General features: G+C 69.5%; 16 protein-coding genes. 4 read left to right on the top strand and 12 right to left on the bottom strand.

What is annotated here, in order from left to right; genetic code table 11:
* Window positions 1-110: 110 nt before the first annotated feature.
* The gene (locus ABTY98_RS27790; protein WP_352223740.1) at window positions 111-662 is read right to left on the bottom strand and encodes an isochorismatase family protein; all 552 of its coding nucleotides are present in this window, start codon (window positions 660-662) and stop codon (window positions 111-113) included.
* Window positions 663-766: 104 nt separating this feature from the next.
* Between ABTY98_RS27790 and ABTY98_RS27795 the strand changes: the two genes are divergently transcribed.
* Complete coding sequence (locus tag ABTY98_RS27795) at window positions 767-1,336, top strand: GNAT family N-acetyltransferase (RefSeq protein WP_502994377.1); 570 nt, start codon at window positions 767-769, stop codon at window positions 1,334-1,336.
* On the opposite strand, the gene ABTY98_RS27800 is transcribed toward ABTY98_RS27795, so the two are convergent.
* From ABTY98_RS27800 to ABTY98_RS27840, 9 genes are all read right to left on the bottom strand, one after another.
* Entirely contained in the window at window positions 1,333-2,829 is a 1,497-nt protein-coding gene (locus ABTY98_RS27800) for a type IV secretory system conjugative DNA transfer family protein (protein ID WP_352223742.1), read from the bottom strand. The genes ABTY98_RS27795 and ABTY98_RS27800 overlap by 4 nt on opposite strands.
* Window positions 2,830-2,842: 13 nt before the next feature.
* Window positions 2,843-4,261 carry an ATP-binding protein gene (locus ABTY98_RS27805; protein ID WP_352223743.1) on the bottom strand — a complete coding sequence of 473 codons (1,419 nt, stop codon included), beginning with the start codon at window positions 4,259-4,261 and terminating at the stop codon, window positions 2,843-2,845.
* 14 nt (window positions 4,262-4,275) lie between these two features.
* On the bottom strand, window positions 4,276-5,835 hold the full coding sequence (locus ABTY98_RS27810; RefSeq protein ID WP_352223744.1) for an SCO6880 family protein: 1,560 nt from the start codon (window positions 5,833-5,835) through the stop codon (window positions 4,276-4,278).
* On the bottom strand, window positions 5,832-7,193 hold the full coding sequence (locus ABTY98_RS27815) for a hypothetical protein (RefSeq protein WP_352223745.1): 1,362 nt from the start codon (window positions 7,191-7,193) through the stop codon (window positions 5,832-5,834). The genes ABTY98_RS27810 and ABTY98_RS27815 overlap by 4 nt, the downstream gene beginning before the upstream one ends.
* Window positions 7,183-8,016 (bottom strand): DUF8175 domain-containg protein, encoded by an 834-nt coding sequence (locus tag ABTY98_RS27820; RefSeq protein WP_352223746.1) that lies wholly within the window; start codon window positions 8,014-8,016, stop codon window positions 7,183-7,185. The genes ABTY98_RS27815 and ABTY98_RS27820 overlap by 11 nt, the downstream gene beginning before the upstream one ends.
* A 141-nt stretch (window positions 8,017-8,157) precedes the next feature.
* Window positions 8,158-8,466, bottom strand: coding sequence for a DUF8827 family protein (locus ABTY98_RS27825; protein WP_351328461.1), 309 nt, complete (start codon window positions 8,464-8,466; stop codon window positions 8,158-8,160).
* A gap of 359 nt (window positions 8,467-8,825) precedes the next feature.
* Entirely contained in the window at window positions 8,826-10,136 is a 1,311-nt protein-coding gene (locus tag ABTY98_RS27830; protein ID WP_352223747.1) for a S53 family peptidase, read from the bottom strand.
* A gap of 415 nt (window positions 10,137-10,551) precedes the next feature.
* Window positions 10,552-11,919, bottom strand: coding sequence for a S53 family peptidase (locus ABTY98_RS27835; protein ID WP_352223748.1), 1,368 nt, complete (start codon window positions 11,917-11,919; stop codon window positions 10,552-10,554).
* 291 nt (window positions 11,920-12,210) lie between these two features.
* Window positions 12,211-12,813: a TetR/AcrR family transcriptional regulator gene (locus ABTY98_RS27840; RefSeq protein WP_352223749.1), complete on the bottom strand. Its 603-nt coding sequence runs from the start codon at window positions 12,811-12,813 to the stop codon at window positions 12,211-12,213.
* 72 nt (window positions 12,814-12,885) lie between these two features.
* Here ABTY98_RS27840 and ABTY98_RS27845 point away from each other — a divergent pair, with 72 nt between their 5' ends.
* Together ABTY98_RS27845 and ABTY98_RS27850 are read left to right on the top strand one after the other, a co-directional pair.
* Window positions 12,886-13,812, top strand: a complete 927-nt coding sequence (locus tag ABTY98_RS27845; RefSeq protein WP_352223750.1) for an oxidoreductase — start codon at window positions 12,886-12,888, stop codon at window positions 13,810-13,812.
* 88 nt (window positions 13,813-13,900) lie between these two features.
* Window positions 13,901-14,662 (top strand): SDR family oxidoreductase, encoded by a 762-nt coding sequence (locus ABTY98_RS27850; protein ID WP_352223751.1) that lies wholly within the window; start codon window positions 13,901-13,903, stop codon window positions 14,660-14,662.
* Window positions 14,663-14,676: 14 nt separating this feature from the next.
* On the opposite strand, the gene ABTY98_RS27855 is transcribed toward ABTY98_RS27850, so the two are convergent.
* Both ABTY98_RS27855 and ABTY98_RS27860 read right to left on the bottom strand, forming a co-directional pair.
* A complete protein-coding gene (locus ABTY98_RS27855) occupies window positions 14,677-14,982 on the bottom strand; it encodes a hypothetical protein (RefSeq protein ID WP_352223752.1) in 306 nt (101 codons plus the stop codon).
* Window positions 14,979-15,167, bottom strand: coding sequence for a toxin-antitoxin system HicB family antitoxin (locus ABTY98_RS27860; protein WP_352223753.1), 189 nt, complete (start codon window positions 15,165-15,167; stop codon window positions 14,979-14,981). The genes ABTY98_RS27855 and ABTY98_RS27860 overlap by 4 nt, the downstream gene beginning before the upstream one ends.
* Before the next feature lie 186 nt (window positions 15,168-15,353).
* Here ABTY98_RS27860 and ABTY98_RS27865 point away from each other — a divergent pair, with 186 nt between their 5' ends.
* On the top strand, window positions 15,354-15,980 hold the full coding sequence (locus ABTY98_RS27865) for a Uma2 family endonuclease (RefSeq protein WP_352223754.1): 627 nt from the start codon (window positions 15,354-15,356) through the stop codon (window positions 15,978-15,980).
* The last annotated feature ends 29 nt before the right edge of the window (window positions 15,981-16,009 follow it).

Genomic DNA, 16,009 nt, shown 5'->3' on the forward strand with positions numbered 1-16,009 from the left:
GTACTGCAGGGGGGACCCTGTGGGAGAGTAGGACACCGCCGAACAAATATTGGGAAAGAGCCCCACACCTCACGGTGTGGGGCTCTTTCGCGTTTATGGGCATTGTCCGGCTAGAAGGTCACGTCCGCTGTGTCGACCGTGCCGCCCTTGCGGCCGGGGGCCTCCTGCCACTGCCAGTAGAGGTTCGTGTGCGCGATGACCTGTTCCGGGGCCGGCGCGCCGTAGGCGGTGAGGTCCTCCGTGGTGTGGGCGTCGCCGACCAGCGTGGCGTCGTAACCGCGGACCATCGCGCCGTGCAGGGTGGAGCGGATGCAGGCGTCGGTCTGGGCGCCGGTGACCACCACGCGCCCCACGCCGTGTTCGGCCAGGACGGACTCCAGCTCGGTGTCCTCGAAGGAGTCGCCGTAGCGCTTGTGGACGAGGGGCTCGGTGGCTTCCTCGCGGGTCAGTTCCGGGACGTACTGCCAAGGGGCGCTGTCCGGCTTCAGCTCGTCGCTGGAGTGCTGGATCCAGACCACCGGAACCGCCTCGGAACGGGCCTTGGCGATCAGGGAGTTGATGTTGGCGATGACCTCGTCGCGGTTGTGGGAGCTGTCCACCACCCCGTTCTGCACGTCCACGATCAGCAGGGCGGTGTTCGGGCGGTTCTGCAGAGTCGTCATGGCGTCCACGGTAGGCGCAGGCACTGACAACGGGCCCTTGGGCGAGCGCCGTAAACGAGGTGAACGGGGCGGTTGGTGGCGGCTACCGTGGCCGTATGAGTGCGATGACCAGCGGTGATTACGTTGTTCGAGCGATACGGGCTGATGAGTGGGAGGCCGCGAAGCGGCTGAGGCTCGTCGCGTTGCGGGACCCGGTTGCGGGGATCGCGTTCCTGGAGACCTACGATGACGCCGTCGCCCGGCCGGACTCCTTCTATCAGGAGCGGGCCGCGCGGTCGGCCGAGGAGCCCAGTGGTGCGCGGCAGTTCATCGCCGAGGCGGCGGACGGGGTGTGGGCCGGGAGTCTGACCGTGCTCATCGAGGAGGCGGGGTCGACGGACTGGGCCGGGGCTCCGGTCGAGCGGCGGCAGGGGCATGTCGTCGGGGTGTTCGTGCGTCCCGAGCACCGTGGGAGCGGGCTGATCAAGGCGCTGTTCGACGCCGGTGTGGCTTGGGCACGGGAGCGGGGCGCCGAGCGGGTGCGGCTGCTGGTGCACGAGGAGAACGTGCGGGCGCAGGGGGCGTACCGCAAGGCCGGGTTCCTGCCGAGCGGTGTACTCGTGCCGTTCTTCAAGGACGAGGTGCAGAACGAGGTGGAGTTCGTTCTGGAGTGGCCGTCCCCGGCATCTGCCTAGACCGGCAGTTCCCGGTGTGGCCAGCGGGAGCGGGCCTGTTCGTGGGAGCGGAGCAGGGCGAGGGTCGGCAGGCCCTGCTCGGTGCCGGTGGTGAGAAGGTCGGGGAGCTGGGGGAGCGGGGCCACGGCCGCCACGTCGTCCAGGACCAGGGTCAGTGGTGGGTCGAGCCGACCGGAGGATGACCGTTCGGCCATGCGCCGGCCGCGCTCGACCACGCTTGAGACAAGGGCCGTCAGGAGGGGCATCGCGCCGGGGTTGGTCCTGGGGTCCTCGATGGATTCACCGACCACATAAAGCGTGCCCCCTTCGGCCACGAAGGAATCCAGGGCGAGTGCATCGGATCGGTGGGGTGTGCAGGCCTCGCGGACGTTGACCGTGAAGAGGGCGGCGAGTGCCCGGGCGGTCAACTCCTGGGCGATGTCCCGGCGTTCGGGGTGGGAGGTGAGCGCGGCTTCGAGTTCGCCGGCGGCGCCGGGGGCCGCCTTCGGGTGGGTGCGGAGGGTTCGTACGGCGTCCTGGATGCCCGTGCCCTGTGCCCAGCGGTGGACATGGCGGATCGTGCGGTTCTCCAAGGCGGCTGCGTGGAGGTAGCTGCGCAGGAGCGTTTCGGCCGTGTCGGTGACCGCCTGGTCGATCTTGGCGGTGGGTTTCACGGGGGTGAGGAGTGCCTGGGCGCACAGGATCGCGGTCTGCTTGTCCTCGCAGTTGGCCGTGGGCGACCAGTGGAAGCGGGCCGGGGTGTCGCAGAGGTGGTTCGGGTCGTAGAGGAGGACTGGGCCCAGTTTGGCTCGGGCGTCCTTGGTGTCGGACCAGAGGGCGGGGTTCGAGGTGACGATGAGGGCGGGGCCGGCTGCGTCCTGTATGGCCTGGGTTGCGGCGGCGTGGCGGGTATCCCTGGGCGCGATGTGGATTTTCGTCCGTCCCGCCCATCCATCCGTCCGTTCACCGTTCGAAGAGGGGTGGGCGTAGAACCTGTTGGGGGCCGTGCTGGTTTGGTCGCCGTCCGTGTGTTCGATCCCTGGTTCCGGGACGGCCGGCTCCGGTGCGGTGGGTGTCCTGCTCGGCTCCGGTTGTGCGCGTGGCTCCGGAACCGGGGACGTCGCCGCCCTGTTTGGCTCCGTCGCCCGTCTCTTCCTGCCCGCGCGCCATCTCGCCACCGTCCCCATCACGAACACGGTGAGGACGATCAGGATCATCAGCTGGCCGATGAACAGGCCCCAGAACAGCCCCCACCCGGACAGCTGCGCCGCCGGTGTGTCCGGCCAGGCGCCGGTGATGTCGTGCGGTTCGCCGATGAGGTGGCGCATCGCGAGCGGAGTGCGGGAGAGGTTGACGGTCGACGGCCAGGTGCCGTGGGAGAACCAGGCAGCCAGGCCTGTCGCCGTCCACACCAGTACCGTGATGCCGAGCAGGAACGCGAGTGTCGCGATCAGCAGGCCGTCGGGGATGCCGCCGCCCTGCTGTTCGCGTTCCTGCCGGGGGTCCGGTCTCACGATCGGGTCCTCCCTACGCCACCGTGGATTCCGAGTCGCCGAGGTGGTGTTCGACGAAGGCCGCCGCCCGCTGCTCCGCCTCCAGTTCGGCGGCGTGCAGGGCGTCGTCGGCGGCGGCGAGCTGGTCGGCGGACGACTCGGTCATCGCACGGTCCGTGAAGACGAGTGGGCGTTCGGTCTCGGTGATCAGGTGTTTGACCACCTGGACATTGCCGTTGACGTCCCAGACGGCGATACCGGGGGTGAGGGTGGGGATGATTTCCACCGCCCAGCGGGGGAGGCCGAGTACCCGGCCCGTCGCCCTGGCCTCGTCCGCCTTCTGGGCGTAGATCGTCCTTGTCGACGCCATCTTCAGGATCGCCGCCGCCTCCTTCGCCGCCGCGCCGTCGACGACGTCGGAGAGGTGGTGGACGACCGCGACGAAGGAGAGGCCGAGCCGTCGGCCGAACTTCAGCAGGCGCTGGAAGAGCTGGGCGACGAAGGGGCTGTTGATGATGTGCCAGGCCTCTTCGACCAGGAAGATGCGCTTCTTCCTGTCTGGGCGGATCCAGGTGTGCTCCAGCCACACGCCGACGATCGCCATCAGGATGGGCATGGCGATGGAGTTGCGGTCGATGTGGGAGAGGTCGAAGACGATGAGGGGGGCGTCGAGGTCGATGCCCACCGTCGTGGGGCCGTCGAACATGCCGCGCAGGTCGCCGTCGACCAGGCGGTCCAGGACCAGGGCGACGTCCAGGCCCCAGGCCCGTACGTCGTCTATGGCGACGTTCATCGCCTCCGCGGACTCCGGCTCGGGGTGCCGTAGCTGCTCGACGATGTCCATCAGGACCGGCTGGCGGTCGAGGATCGTCTCGTTGACGTACGAGTGGGCGACCTTCAGGGCGAAGCCCGAGCGTTCGTCGAGGCCGTGGCCCATCGCGACTTCGATGATGGTGCGGAGCAGCGCCAGCTGGCCGGTGGTGGTGATGGACGGGTCCAGCGGGTTCAGCCGGATGCCGTGGTTCAGGGCCGCCGTCGGGTCGAGCCGGATGGGTGTTATCCCCAGCTCTTCCGCGATGAGGTTCCATTCGCCGACGCCGTCCTCGCCCTGGGCGTCCAGGACGACGACCTGGCGGTCGCGGAAGCGCAGCTGCCGTAGGACGTAGGTCTTCTCCAGGGCCGACTTGCCGTTGCCGGACTCGCCGAGGACCAGCCAGTGCGGGGCGGGGAGCTGCTGGCCGTAGAGCTGGAACGGGTCGTAGATGTAGCCCTTTCCGGAGTACACCTCGCGGCCGATGATCACGCCCGAGTCGCCCAGGCCGGGGGCGGCCGTGGGGAGGTAGACGGCCTGGGCCTGGCCGGTGGAGGTGCGGACCGGGGAGCGGGTCGTCTCGACCTTCCCGAACAGGAAGGACGTGAAGGCTTCGGTGAGGACGGACAGCGGGTCCCTCATCAGCGCATCAGCCTCTACCTTCGGATTCCGGTGGCGAAGGGAAGTGTGTTCACGAAGGCGCGGTGGTGCTCACGGTCGCACCACTCCAGTTTGAGGTACGACTTTCCGGCGGACGCCCTTATCGTGCGTTTGTCGCGGTTGAGGGCCTCCGGGTTTCGGGAGGAGACGGTGATGTAGCCGACCAGGTTGACGCCGGCCGCGCCGCTGGCCAGGTCCTCGCCGCGCTGGTCGATGCGGTTGTGGGCGGCGACGTCGCGCGGGTCCACGGTCCGGTTCATCTTGGCGGCGCGGGACGCCTCCGCCTCGTCGTTGGTCTTCTCCGTGAGCATGCGTTCGATGGCCACCTCGGTGGGTTCGAGGTCCATGGTGACCGCCACCGTGCGGATGACGTCCGGGGTGTGGACGAGGAGGGGTGCCAGGAAGTTGACGCCGACCGGGGTCATCGGCCACTCCTTCACCCAGGCCGTGGCGTGGCACCAGGGCTCGCGGGTGCTCGACTCGCGGGTCTTCGCCTGGAGGAACGTCGGCTCCATGGCGTCCAGTTCGGCCGGCCAGGCGTTGCGCTGGGTCATCGCCTGGATGTGGTCGATGGGGTGGTCCGGGTCGTACATGGAGTGGATCAGGGAGGAGAGCCGGCCCTGGCCCAGGGGCTGGCGGACGCGGATGTCCGCCTCCTGGAGGCGGGAGCAGATGTCGGTGAGCTCGCGGGCCATGACGACCGCCAGACCGGCGTCGCGGTCCAGTTTGCGGCCGCCCTGGGGGCGGGCGGCGCGGGCCATCGCCTGGGCCTCGGCGGCCAGTTCGCGGGAGTAGTGCATACAGGCGACGAGGTAGGCGCGGTGCTGCTCGCTGCTGGTGGAGACCATGGACTGGAGCTGGTCGTAGGAGCGGGACAGCCACTCCGGGGCCTTGTCGTTGCCGCGCTGGGCGACGTCCTTGGCGTGGGCGTCGGGGTCGGCGGGGAGGGTGCGGGCGAGCATCTGGAGGCGGGTGACGAAGCCGTCGCCGTTGGCCACGTGCTTGAGGAGGGTGCCGAAGCGGTCGACGAGGGCTTCCTGGTCCTCGGAGTCGCGCAGGCCGACGCCGGGGCCCTCGATCTCGATGGCGGCGGTGACCGTCTTGCGGTCGGCGTGGAGGAGTACGGCGATCTCGTCCGGGCCGAACGGGGCGGCGAGCCAGGAGATACGGCCGATGCCGGGCGGGGGCCCGATCTCGACCTCACGGCCGTCGATCCGGGTGCCGGCCTCGGCGGCCGTGGAACGGTAGACCGTGCCGCTGCGCAGGGTGCGCTTGTAACTGCGGTTGATCTCGAACCACTTGTAGAACGTACGGCGCTTGTACGGCACGTAGACCGCCGCCAGCGCGAGCAGCGGGAAGCCCATGAGCAGCACGATCCGCAGGGACAGGACCGGGACGAGGAGCCCGCACATCATGCCGAGGAACGCGCCCGCGATGATCAGCACGATCTCGCCGGACTCACGGTTCCGGCCGACGATCGCGTTCGGCCGGGCGCGGCCGATCAGATACGTACGGCGGGGCGTGATCGGATGGGACAGATGAGACTCGGTCGTCAACGCCCTTCACCTCCCGAGCTGTTGTTGCGGGTGTTGCCGGCGTGCGGGGTGTTCACCGGGCTGGGTGCGCGGGGTGCGGGTGCGGCGGAGGGGACAGATCCGCCGCCACCACCATTCGGGGTGCGCGTGCTGTGCGCGGCGACGCCGCCCGAGGCCGGGTTGGACGGGCGGGGACCGGCGGAGGCGGAACCGCCGCCCCCGCCGCCGTTGTTGTCGGTGCGGGCGCTGTGCGTCCTGATGCCCTGGGCGACCAGGTTGGCGGGGCTGCTGATGACGGCGGCGGCCTTGCCCTCGGCGCCCTGCATGATGCGGTTGCTGCGGCCGGCCGCGATCTCGTCGCCGAAGCCGGGGACGAAGCGGTAGATCATCGCGCTGGCGAAGATGGCGAGCAGAATGATGGCGAGGCCGGAGACGACGGCGGAGAAGGCGTCGGGGCCGCCGTCGGAGGACAGGGCGCCGGCGAGGCCGAGCACTATCACGATGACCGGCTTCACGAGGATGACGGCGATCATGATGCCGGCCCAGCGCCGGACGTGGCCCCACAGGTTCTTGTCGACGAGACCGGCGTAGACGACGGTGCCGAGGAGGGCGCCGACGTAGAGCAGGGCGGCCCTGATGACGAGCTCCAGCCAGAGGACGCCGGCGGCGAGGATGCTGACCAGGGAGACGACGATCAGCATGATCGGGCCGCCGCCGATGTTGTCGCCCTTGCTGAGGGCGCCGGAGAAGGTGCCGAAGAACGCGTCCGTCTGGTCGCCGGTGGTCTTGGCGAGGACCTCGGAGACGCCGTCGGTGGCCGATACGACGGTGTAGAGGATCAGGGGCGTGAAGGCGGACGCCAGCACTGTCAGCCAGAGGAAGCCGATGGCTTCGGAGATGGCGGTGCTGAGGGGGACCCCGCGTACGGCCCGCTTGGCCACGGCCAGCAGCCACAGGAGGAGGGTGAGGATCGTCGACGCGGCGAAGACGACGGCGTACTGCTGGAGGAACTTCTCGTTGGTGAAGTCGACGTTGGCGGTCTCCTTCACGGCGCCGCTGAGCTTGTCGACGGTCCAGGAGGCGGCCTTGGCGCAGCCCTGGGCGAGGGAGGAGAGAGGGTCGAGGGTGGAGGTGAGGCGGTCGGTGGTGGAGCCGCCTCCTCCGGTGGGGCCGCTGTCGTTTTCGCAGTACTGCTTGGCGGGGCCGATCAGCAGGCCGCAGGAGTCACTGCTCGACGATGCGGAGGGCGACGGCGAGAGGGTGGGGGTGGCGGACGGTGACGGGTCCGCCACGGCCCGGGTGGCCAGCAGCACCAGTGTGGTCTGTACAGCGGTCAGCATGCCTGCGAGCTTTAGTGCGCGACGCGGGTTACCGGGCATAAGTGAACCCTCCGTACTGCTCGACTGCCTTGCTGATCTCGTCGGATGTGGCGGCCTGGTCGTCACCGGGAACCGGCGCCGGTCCGTCCGTCTGTGTGTCCGCTCTGATCTTCCAGTCGCCGCCAGTCCACTGGAGGTCGAAGGTCCAGGTCTTCCAGGTGGTGGTCACGGGGTTGGTCGAGGAGTTACCCGACATGCCGATGAGCCCCATGTACCAGACGGCGATCTTGGCGCTGCTGTCGCTGTACTGCTCAGCCGTGGTTCCCACCGGTACCGTGCGCGAGACGAAGGTGCTGCCCTGCGGCGGATTGCCGGTCGCGTCCAGGCCCATCTTGCTCAGGAAGTTCGCCGAGTATGCCGAGTCCATGGCGCTCTGGAGCTGGTTCGCCGCGGTCGATGTGTAAAGGCTGGCGACAATCTGGTGCCGGTAGTCCTTGTTGAACATGCCGGTCGAGCCCAGAGTCACCGCGTAGTTCGCCGCCGCGCTCTGCGCCCCCTGCGAGGTGTGCGCGAACCCGGTGGGGATTCCCTCGTTGCTCTTCGTCTCCACCGGCTTTGTGCCGCTCGCCGCTGTTGACGAGGTCGTCGGCCCGCCCCCGCTGCCACTCGCGTCGCCCGTTGCCGACGACGAGTTGCCGTCCCCGCCCCTGTTCGCGAAGGCGATGGCCGCGATGAGGAGGACGACCACGCCGACGACGGTGACCAGGCTTCTGGAGGAGGAGCGGCCGCCGCGGCGGGAGGCGCCGCCGTACGGGTCGCTCCCGGGCAGGCGGGTGCGGGTGTGGCCCGTATCCGGGTAGCCGGGCTCGTCTCCGAGGCTCATGCCGCGTACTCCCCCTCCACGTCGTACCGGAACGCGTAGCAGTACGACGGTAGCCGTGCTGGTTCCCGCGCGGGCGCGGTGTGGTGACTCGACATCAGGGAAACGCAACCTCGGAGCGGGGGAAAGGGAGGTGCAGATTGGCTAGACGGCCATGCCGTACACGATCGTGAACAGGGTGCCGAGTGAGCCGATGATGAAGACTCCGGTCAGTCCGGCGATGATGAGGCCCTTGCCCTGTTCGGCACTGAAGGTGTCGCGGAGAGCCGTGGCGCCGATGCGCTGTTTGGCGGCACCCCAGACGGCGATGCCGAGGCAGAGCAGGATGGCGACGGCCATGACCACCTGGATCATCGTCTTCGCCTCGTTGCCCAGGCTGCCGAAGGGGCCCCAGTCCGGAGCGATCCCGCCGATGATGGTGTTGATGTCTCCCTTGTCGGCCGCATAGAACACGTAAGTCACCGCCCCTGGTGGGTAGTTCCGTTCGCCCCTGCCGGGTGCAGAGGTCACGCCTCATTCTCGCCGAAAACGTCGCCGGAGTATGTCGACTTGACGTCATCGATTGGCGGGTTTCGTACGAATGGCCCGTACGGTCACTCTGTGTATCACGGCAGGTCACGCCGGGCAATGAGGCCTGAGCGGAACCTGTCGTGTGGTTCCGTCGTTGACCCCCTTCGCGACCTGGCACGTTCTGTGGCGGCTGGTCGGGTGACGGGTCGAGACGATGTTCTCACGGTACTCATACGGAAAAGGCCTGTGGGCCCCGGCATCTGCCGGGGCCCACAGGCTTGCTGAGGGCGGATCAGGTGTGCTCAGCCCGCGAAGGCCGTGATGCCCTCCGGGGTGCCCCAGCCGGTCGGACCGTCGTAGCCGGTCGTGGCGGTGCAGAAGTACGACGTGGTGCAGGTGCCGTTGCTGCCGCTCGTCACGTCGTTGAGGGACGAGGTGCCCGCGTAGCCGTACGGGAACTTCGCCGGGTAGGAACCGCTGGACGGGGTGCCGGCCAGGGCGTAGACACCGGCGATGATCGGCGCGGAGACGCTGGTGCCGCCGAAGGTGTACCAGCCGGCGGTGACCCCGTAGGAGTCGTAGACGGAGACGCCGGTCGCCGGGTCGGCCACCGCGGACACGTCCGAGATCATGCGCTTGGTGCAGCCGGTGTCGGTCTGCCAGGTCGGCTTGGCGTCGTAGGCGGAGCAGCCGGAGCCGGTGCCCTCGGTGGAGCTGGTCTTCCAGACGGTCTCGGTCCAGCCACGGGTGGTGGAGGACGTCGACAGCTTGGTGCCGCCGACCGAGGTCACGTACTTGGAGGCGGCCGGGTACTCGGCGCCGTAGCCGCTGTCACCCGCGCTCACGGTGATGGCGACACCGGTGTGGTTGAAGTACGAGGTGTCGTACGAGGTGTCCGAGGAGGACTCGGAGCCGCCGTAGCTGTTGGACACGAACTTCGCGCCCAGGGTGACCGCCTCGTTCACCGACTTGCCCAGGTTGGCCATGGTGGCGCTGGTCGCCTCGACGAGCAGGATCTTGCAGTTCGGGCAGATCGCGGAGGCCATGTCGAGGTCGAGGGAGATCTCCTCGGACCAGCCGGAGTCGGACGTGGGCAGCGAGGTCGTCGAGCCCGTCTGGCTGACCTTCTTGAAGCAGCCGTTGGCCGTGGTGCAGGCGGAGAGGCCGTAGTACGAGCGGTAGGTCGCGAGGTCGGACTCGGCGTTCGGGTCGTTGTACGCGTCGACGATCGCGATGGTCTCGCCCGAGCCGTTGGAGGCGGCGGCGGAGGTCAGGCCGTAGGCCGAGCGGAGGTTGGTCGGGCTGTAGCCGGAGGGGGTGGACGCGTCGGCGGCCTTGGGGGTGATGCCGGTCTTCGCGGCCTGCTGCTTCTGGTAGGCGGTGAGACCGCCGGTGACGCGGTAGGAGTTGCAGGCGAGTTCGCCCTTGTGCTTGGGGGTGGCACAGGGGGTCGCGGTGTAGGTCACCTTGGCGGAGGAGACGGAAGGTGCCGCGTCGGCCTGGACGGCGGTGCCGAATCCGGTGAGCAGCAGCGCGGCCGTGGCCGCTGCAGCTGTGCCGATGCGGCGCCAGCCACCGCGTGTGGACGGTCTGTTGGGGGGAGTGGAACGCATGCGTGCAGCCTCCTGAGTTCCGGTACGGGGTTGGAACAGGGGCGGTGCGGGTGCGATCTGGTGCGGTTGACCGCCGGTACGGGTTCCCCGGCGATCGGGCGGCGGCCCGCGAAGAGAATCCTTTGTTGAGTACGCGACAACAAGGGGCTACGGGAATCATGACTTCCGCATTGCCGAACGGGGCGTTCGCGTGACCCTTCGATGGCCGCCCGTTGTCCTGCGAGTGACGGACGCTTGACTCGACGCACAGGATTCTCAAGGGACTTGCCAAGGTGTCACGAGGTGCTCAAGGTGCGAAAAACGGGTCACGGCCGGCTGCCGTGACCCGTTTCCCTTTCCGTGCCGCCGAGAGGAACCCCACGTCCCCCTCACGGTGGCGGCTCCCCGTGACCCGACGGGGAGGTTCTGCCGGGACCTAGCCGGTGAAGGCGTCGGTCCCTTCGGGGGTGCCCCAGCCGGTCGGGCCGTCGTAGCCCGACTTGGCGGTGCAGAAGTACGACGTGGAGCACGAGCCGTTGTTGCCGCTCGTCACGTCGTTCAGCGCCGAGGTGCCGGCCGCCGCGTACGGGTACTGCGCCGGGTAGTCGCTGCTGCCCGGGGTGCCGGCCAGGGCGTAGACCGAGGCGATGATCGGCGAGGAGGCGCTGGTGCCGCCGTAGGTGTTCCAGCCGGTGCCGTCGGCGCCGTAGGAGTCGTAGACGGAGACTCCGGTGGCCGGGTCGGCGACCGCCGAGACGTCAGCGATCATGCGCTTGGTGCAGCCGGTGTCGGTCTGCCAGGTCGGCTTGGCGTCGTAGGCGGAGCAGCCGGAGCCGGTGCCCTCGGTGCTGGAGGTCTTCCAGACGCTCTCGGTCCAGCCGCGGCTGTTGGAGGACGTCTTGAGAGCGGTGCCGCCGACGGCGGTCACATACCGGGAGGCGGCCGGGTACTCGGCGCCGTAGCCCTCGTCACCGGCGCTCGCGGTGATGGCCACGCCCGCGTGCTTGTAGTACGAGGTGTCGTACGACGTGTCCGACGACGACTCGGAGCCGCCGTAGCTGTTGGAGACGAACTTGGCGCCCAGCTTGACGGCCTCGTTCACCGCGGTGCCCAGGTTGGCGTCGGAGGCCGACTTGGCCTCGACGAGCAGGATGTTGCAGTTCGGGCAGGTCGCGCTGACCATGTCGAGGTCGAGCGAGATCTCACCGGCCCAGCCGCTGTCGGCGGAGGGGAGGGAGGTCGTCGAGCCGGTCTGGGAGACCTTCTTGAAGCAGCCGTTGCCGGTGGTGCAGTCCGACAGGCCGTAGTACGACCGGTAGGTCGCGAGGTCGGACGCGGCGTTCGGGTCGTCGTAGGCGTCGACGATGGCGACGGTCTCGCCCGAGCCGTTCGAGGAGGCGGCGGAGGTCAGACCGTAGGCCGACTGGAGGTCCGAAGGGCCGTATCCGGTGGGGGAGTCGGACGCGGCGTTCGGCTTGACGGTCTTCGGGGTCACGCCCTTGAGCGCGGCCTGCTTCTCCATGAAGGCGGTGGTGCCGCCGGTGACCCGCAGGGCGTCGCAGGCGGCAAAGCCCTTCTTCGGGGTGGCGCCGCAGCCGGCCTTCTCGTACTGCACATGGGCCTTGGCGACCTGGGCGGCGATGGCCTTGGCGCTGACCTTGTGGGTCGTGGTGGCGGTGGCCGCGGTGGCGTGCGCCGCCGTGCCGAAACCGGCGACGAGCAGCGCGGCGGTGGCCGCGGCCGCCGAGCCGACGCGGCGCCATCTGCCGCGTATGTGGGGGGTGGTGGGGGTGGTCGTACGCAACGTACAGCCTCCTGGAAGAGGGGGACAGAGGCCTGCGAGTGGGGAGCCACCGGTGTGGTTGCCGGTGGGGGCGGCGGCCCGCGACGACCATCGCCTTGTTGGGTACGCGACAACAAGACGGGTTTCGGAATCCTGACTCCTGCGTTACCGAAGGGCGGCAGGGGCTTACTGATCATTGGGGCGCGGATGGCCGGGAATTGGGGTCCGGTTGACCTGAGGCGTGGCCGAGTGGGGCCTCAATGCGCGTTGATCGGGCGTACCGAGCCTTGGATGCGGACGGCTGAGCCGGCGTCAGCGGGGCTTGAGGCCGTGCAGCAGGAGGTGGACGTGTTCGTCCAGTCCGGCCAGCGCCTCGGCCGCCGGGAGTGCGCCGTTGGCGACCAGGGTGGCCAGGCCGTGGACGGCGGACGCGGCGACCAGGGTGAGGTGCTCCGGGTCGCCCTCGACGATCTCGCCGCGCTGCTGGGCTTCGGCGACCAGCCGGACGAAGGAGCCCATGGAGAGCTCGACCGCGTCGGCGAGTCGGCTGTCGATGTCCGGGTCGTGCTTGCGGGCGTACATCAGCTCCAGCAGCTCGGGGTTCTCGATGGTGAAGGTGAGATAGGCCCGGGCGAGCGCGGTGACGCGGGTTTCGAGGGGGGCGTCGGGTACGGCGGCCGAGGCCAGGCTCCGGTTCAGCCGGTCGAACCCGCTGAGCGCGAGCGCGTCCAGCAGGGCCTGCTTGTCCTTGAAGTGCCGGCCGGGTGCGGCGTGGCTGACGCCGATGTCGCGGGCCAGTTCGCGCAGGGAGAGCGCGGCGGCACCCTTCTCGCGCAGGGTGCGCTCGGCGCTGGTGAGCAGGGCGGCGCGCAGGTCTCCGTGGTGGTAGGGGCGGCTTTGCGGCATGGGGGTCATCGTAACCCGGATGTTGGCGATGCCAGCTTTGTTGTCATTGACATCATTGTTGGCGACGTCTACTTTGGCGGCATGGCTGAGAAGACAGGCAAGAAAACCGGCGGGAAAACCCGGACGTGGAACGCGTCCGATCTCCCCGACCTCTCCGGCCGTACGGCCGTGGTCACCGGTGCCAACAGCGGCATCGGCTTCACCGCCGCGGACGCGCTGGCCCGGTCCGGCGCGCATGTGGTGTTCGCGGTACGGGACCCGGAGCGCGGGCGCGCGGCCGCCGCGCGGGTGAACGGCAGCACGGAGGTACGCCGCCTGGATCTGGCGGACCTGGCCTCGGTACGGGAGTTCGCGGCGGGCTGGGACCGCCCGCTGGACCTCCTGATCAACAACGCGGGCGTGATGATGCTGCCGGAGCTGTCCACCAAGGACGGCTTCGAGATGCAGTTCGGCACGAACCACCTGGGCCACTTCGCGCTGACGAACCTGCTGCTGCCGTACCTCACGGACCGGGTGGTGACGGTCTCCTCCGGGCTGCACCGCGGGGGCGTGATCCACTTCGCCGACGTCAACCTGCGCGGCACCTACCAACCGACCCGCGCCTACGCCCAGTCCAAGCTGGCGAACCTCCTGTTCACCCTGGAACTCCAGCGCCGTCTGACGGAGGCCGGCTCCCCGGTCCGCGCGCTGGCCGCCCACCCCGGCTACGCGGCCACCAACCTCCAGAGCCACACCGCCAATCCACTCGCCCGGCTCGGCATGCGCCTGGGCAACCTGCTCGTCGCCCAGGACGACCGCGGGGGCACGCTGCCCACGCTGTACGCGGCGACCCAGGATCTGCCCGGCGCCGGCTATGTCGGCCCGAGCGGTTTCGGCGAGCTGCGGGGCGCACCGGCGCTGGCGGGGCGTAGCGCGGCGGCGAGCGACCCGGTGGCGGCCCGCCGACTGTGGACGCTGTCGGAGGAGATGACCGGGGTGATGTGGCCGCTCGGGGTCGAGGCCGTGTGAGCGCCGCCCAGTACCCGGACGCCCGTCAGGCCGTGGCGGCCCGCCGGATACGGTGAGCGGATACGACGGTTCTCCGGGAGGTGGCCGGATGAGCGGTGGCGTGGACTTCGCGCTCGACGGGCGTACGGCCCTGGTGACCGGCTCCGTGCGCGGCCTTGGCCTGGAGATGGCCCGGGGGCTGGCGGGCGCCGGCGCGCGGGTGATCCTCAACGGCCGGGACCCGGCGACGCTGGAGGCGGCGGCCGGGGCCCTCCGCGACGACGGTTTCGACGCGGTGGGCGCGGCGTTCGACGTGACCGACCGCGAGGCGGCCGAGGATGCGGTGACCGCCCTCGGTGCGATCGACATCCTTGTCAACAACGTGGGCCACCGCGACCGGCGCGGGGTCCACGAGATGACCCCGGACGAGCTGTCCGCACTGCTCGACGTCCACCTGACCTCGGCGTACGCGCTGAGCCAGACGGTGGCCCGAGGCCTGGCCGCACGTGGCACCCCGGGCCGCATCATCAACGTCTCGTCGGTCGTCGGCCAGTTGGGCCGTACGGGGGACGTCGCCTACGCCACGGCGAAGGCGGGCCTCGACGGTCTGACCCGGGCGCTGGCGGCCGACCTCGGCCCCAGCGGCACGACGGTGAACTCGGTGGCACCCGGCACCTTCGCGACGGACGTCAACACGGAGCTGGCGCAGGACCCGGAGTGGGGGCGATGGCTGCGGACCCGCACGGCACTGGGCCGCTGGGGCCGCCCGGCCGAGATCGCGGGCATCGTGGTCTTCCTGGCGAGCGACGCGGCGTCCTTCGTCACGGGGCAGACGATCGCGGTGGACGGGGGGATGACGACGACGTTCTGAGTGGGGCGTCGAGGTTACAGGTCGAGGACCGCGCGCAGGGCCTCGTCGATACGGGCGACGGCGTCGGGGCCGATGTTTCCCAGGTACGTGCCGTCGTCGAACCGCGTTGTCTTGAGCTGAGTGAGATTGAGGGCCACGGCGACGGCTTCGACGGGAGCGGTCAGGTGCACGGACATGATGGTGTCCGGATAGGCGCCCGGCGGGTGCAGCACGATGGCCAGACATGCGCCGAAGGTCTCGTCGAGCCCGTCGAGGCTGACGACACAGACGGTGCGCTCACCCTGGGCACCCTTGACCTGCCAGATGTCCCCCTTGTTCACCACGCGTCGCCCTCGCCGTCCAGATCCGGCCGGTAACCGGCGGCAGCCAGCTGCTTCGCCGCGTCCAGTGTGATCTGGCGTCGGATGAGACGGTCTATGTATGCGGACACGTTGCCCTCGGGGGCGTGAGCACGAACGTAACCGGCGGTGGCGTCGGAGAGCGACACGGTGATCTTCGTGGTCATACTCGGATCATACCCGAGTCATACCGCCTGGCGTCGGAGCGTGGACCAGCCGGGCGGGCTGCGCGCGGTGAGGGTGCCCCGTACCGTGGACCGGAATGCGAAGTCGAGCGGGATGTCGGACCTCCCACCGAACCCGCTCGCGCAGCCGGAGACGTCACCGAGCCGGAGGGACGGAGGCAGCGAGCCATGGCCGTGTCGTCGGACGCCTGGTCCGGTCCGCGCCCCCACCCGGGGAACCTCCGCGAAGTCGCCGAGAGGATCGAGAAAGCGACGGGTCTGCGCGTGCAGATCGTGGGAGGAAAGCTCGTGCTGTCCCCGACGCCGGGTGGGAAGCACGCGGGCGTGGTCCATCAGACCCGCCACCGGATCGGCGGAGTGCTGCCGGAACGGTTGGGAGCCTTCGAGGTGTCGTCGATCGCTCTCCCCGACGACCCGGACGACTATGTGACCCCCGATCTGATCGTCCTGCCCATGGAGTGGACGGAGGACGACGACTGGCTCGCCGCCCCCGAGGACACCGCGCTTGCCGTCGAGGTGATCTCCGCGTCCGAGAAGTCCCGCGAGATCCGTGACAAGGCCGACCGGTACGCCGTCGCCCGGGTCCCGGTCCTCCTCGTCGTCGATCCCCGGCACGGGACCCGGGCGTTGCACACCCGCCCCGACAACGGTGCCTGCCAGGACATGCTGTCCGGGAAGTACGGCGAGACCGTGCCGTTGTTCGAGCCATTGGGGATCGAGGTCGCTACCGACGGCTTTCCGGTGCACGGCGAACCGCCGAGGTCGCCGGGGCGGCTCACAGACAAATCTCAGTGAAGTCGGGAACCGTTTCTCACCTTTGTGAG

This window comes from Streptomyces sp. NPDC096040, from assembly GCF_040303265.1.
Lineage (GTDB): Bacteria > Actinomycetota > Actinomycetes > Streptomycetales > Streptomycetaceae > Streptomyces.

Bases quoted from the DNA above. Each gene is read 5' to 3' on its own strand.
- ABTY98_RS27820 (WP_352223746.1), bottom strand. From the start codon at position 8,016: ATGAGCCTCGGAGACGAGCCCGGCTACCCGGATACGGGCCACACCCGC.
- ABTY98_RS27865 (WP_352223754.1), top strand. From the start codon at position 15,354: ATGGCCGTGTCGTCGGACGCCTGGTCCGGTCCGCGCCCCCACCCGGGG.
- ABTY98_RS27805 (WP_352223743.1), bottom strand. From the start codon at position 4,261: ATGAGGGACCCGCTGTCCGTCCTCACCGAAGCCTTCACGTCCTTCCTG.
- ABTY98_RS27840 (WP_352223749.1), bottom strand. From the start codon at position 12,813: ATGACCCCCATGCCGCAAAGCCGCCCCTACCACCACGGAGACCTGCGC.
- ABTY98_RS27850 (WP_352223751.1), top strand. From the start codon at position 13,901: ATGAGCGGTGGCGTGGACTTCGCGCTCGACGGGCGTACGGCCCTGGTG.
- ABTY98_RS27860 (WP_352223753.1), bottom strand. From the start codon at position 15,167: ATGACCACGAAGATCACCGTGTCGCTCTCCGACGCCACCGCCGGTTAC.
- ABTY98_RS27795 (WP_502994377.1), top strand. From the start codon at position 767: ATGACCAGCGGTGATTACGTTGTTCGAGCGATACGGGCTGATGAGTGG.
- ABTY98_RS27830 (WP_352223747.1), bottom strand. From the start codon at position 10,136: ATGCGTTCCACTCCCCCCAACAGACCGTCCACACGCGGTGGCTGGCGC.
- ABTY98_RS27845 (WP_352223750.1), top strand. From the start codon at position 12,886: ATGGCTGAGAAGACAGGCAAGAAAACCGGCGGGAAAACCCGGACGTGG.
- ABTY98_RS27790 (WP_352223740.1), bottom strand. From the start codon at position 662: ATGACGACTCTGCAGAACCGCCCGAACACCGCCCTGCTGATCGTGGAC.
- ABTY98_RS27815 (WP_352223745.1), bottom strand. From the start codon at position 7,193: ATGCCCGGTAACCCGCGTCGCGCACTAAAGCTCGCAGGCATGCTGACC.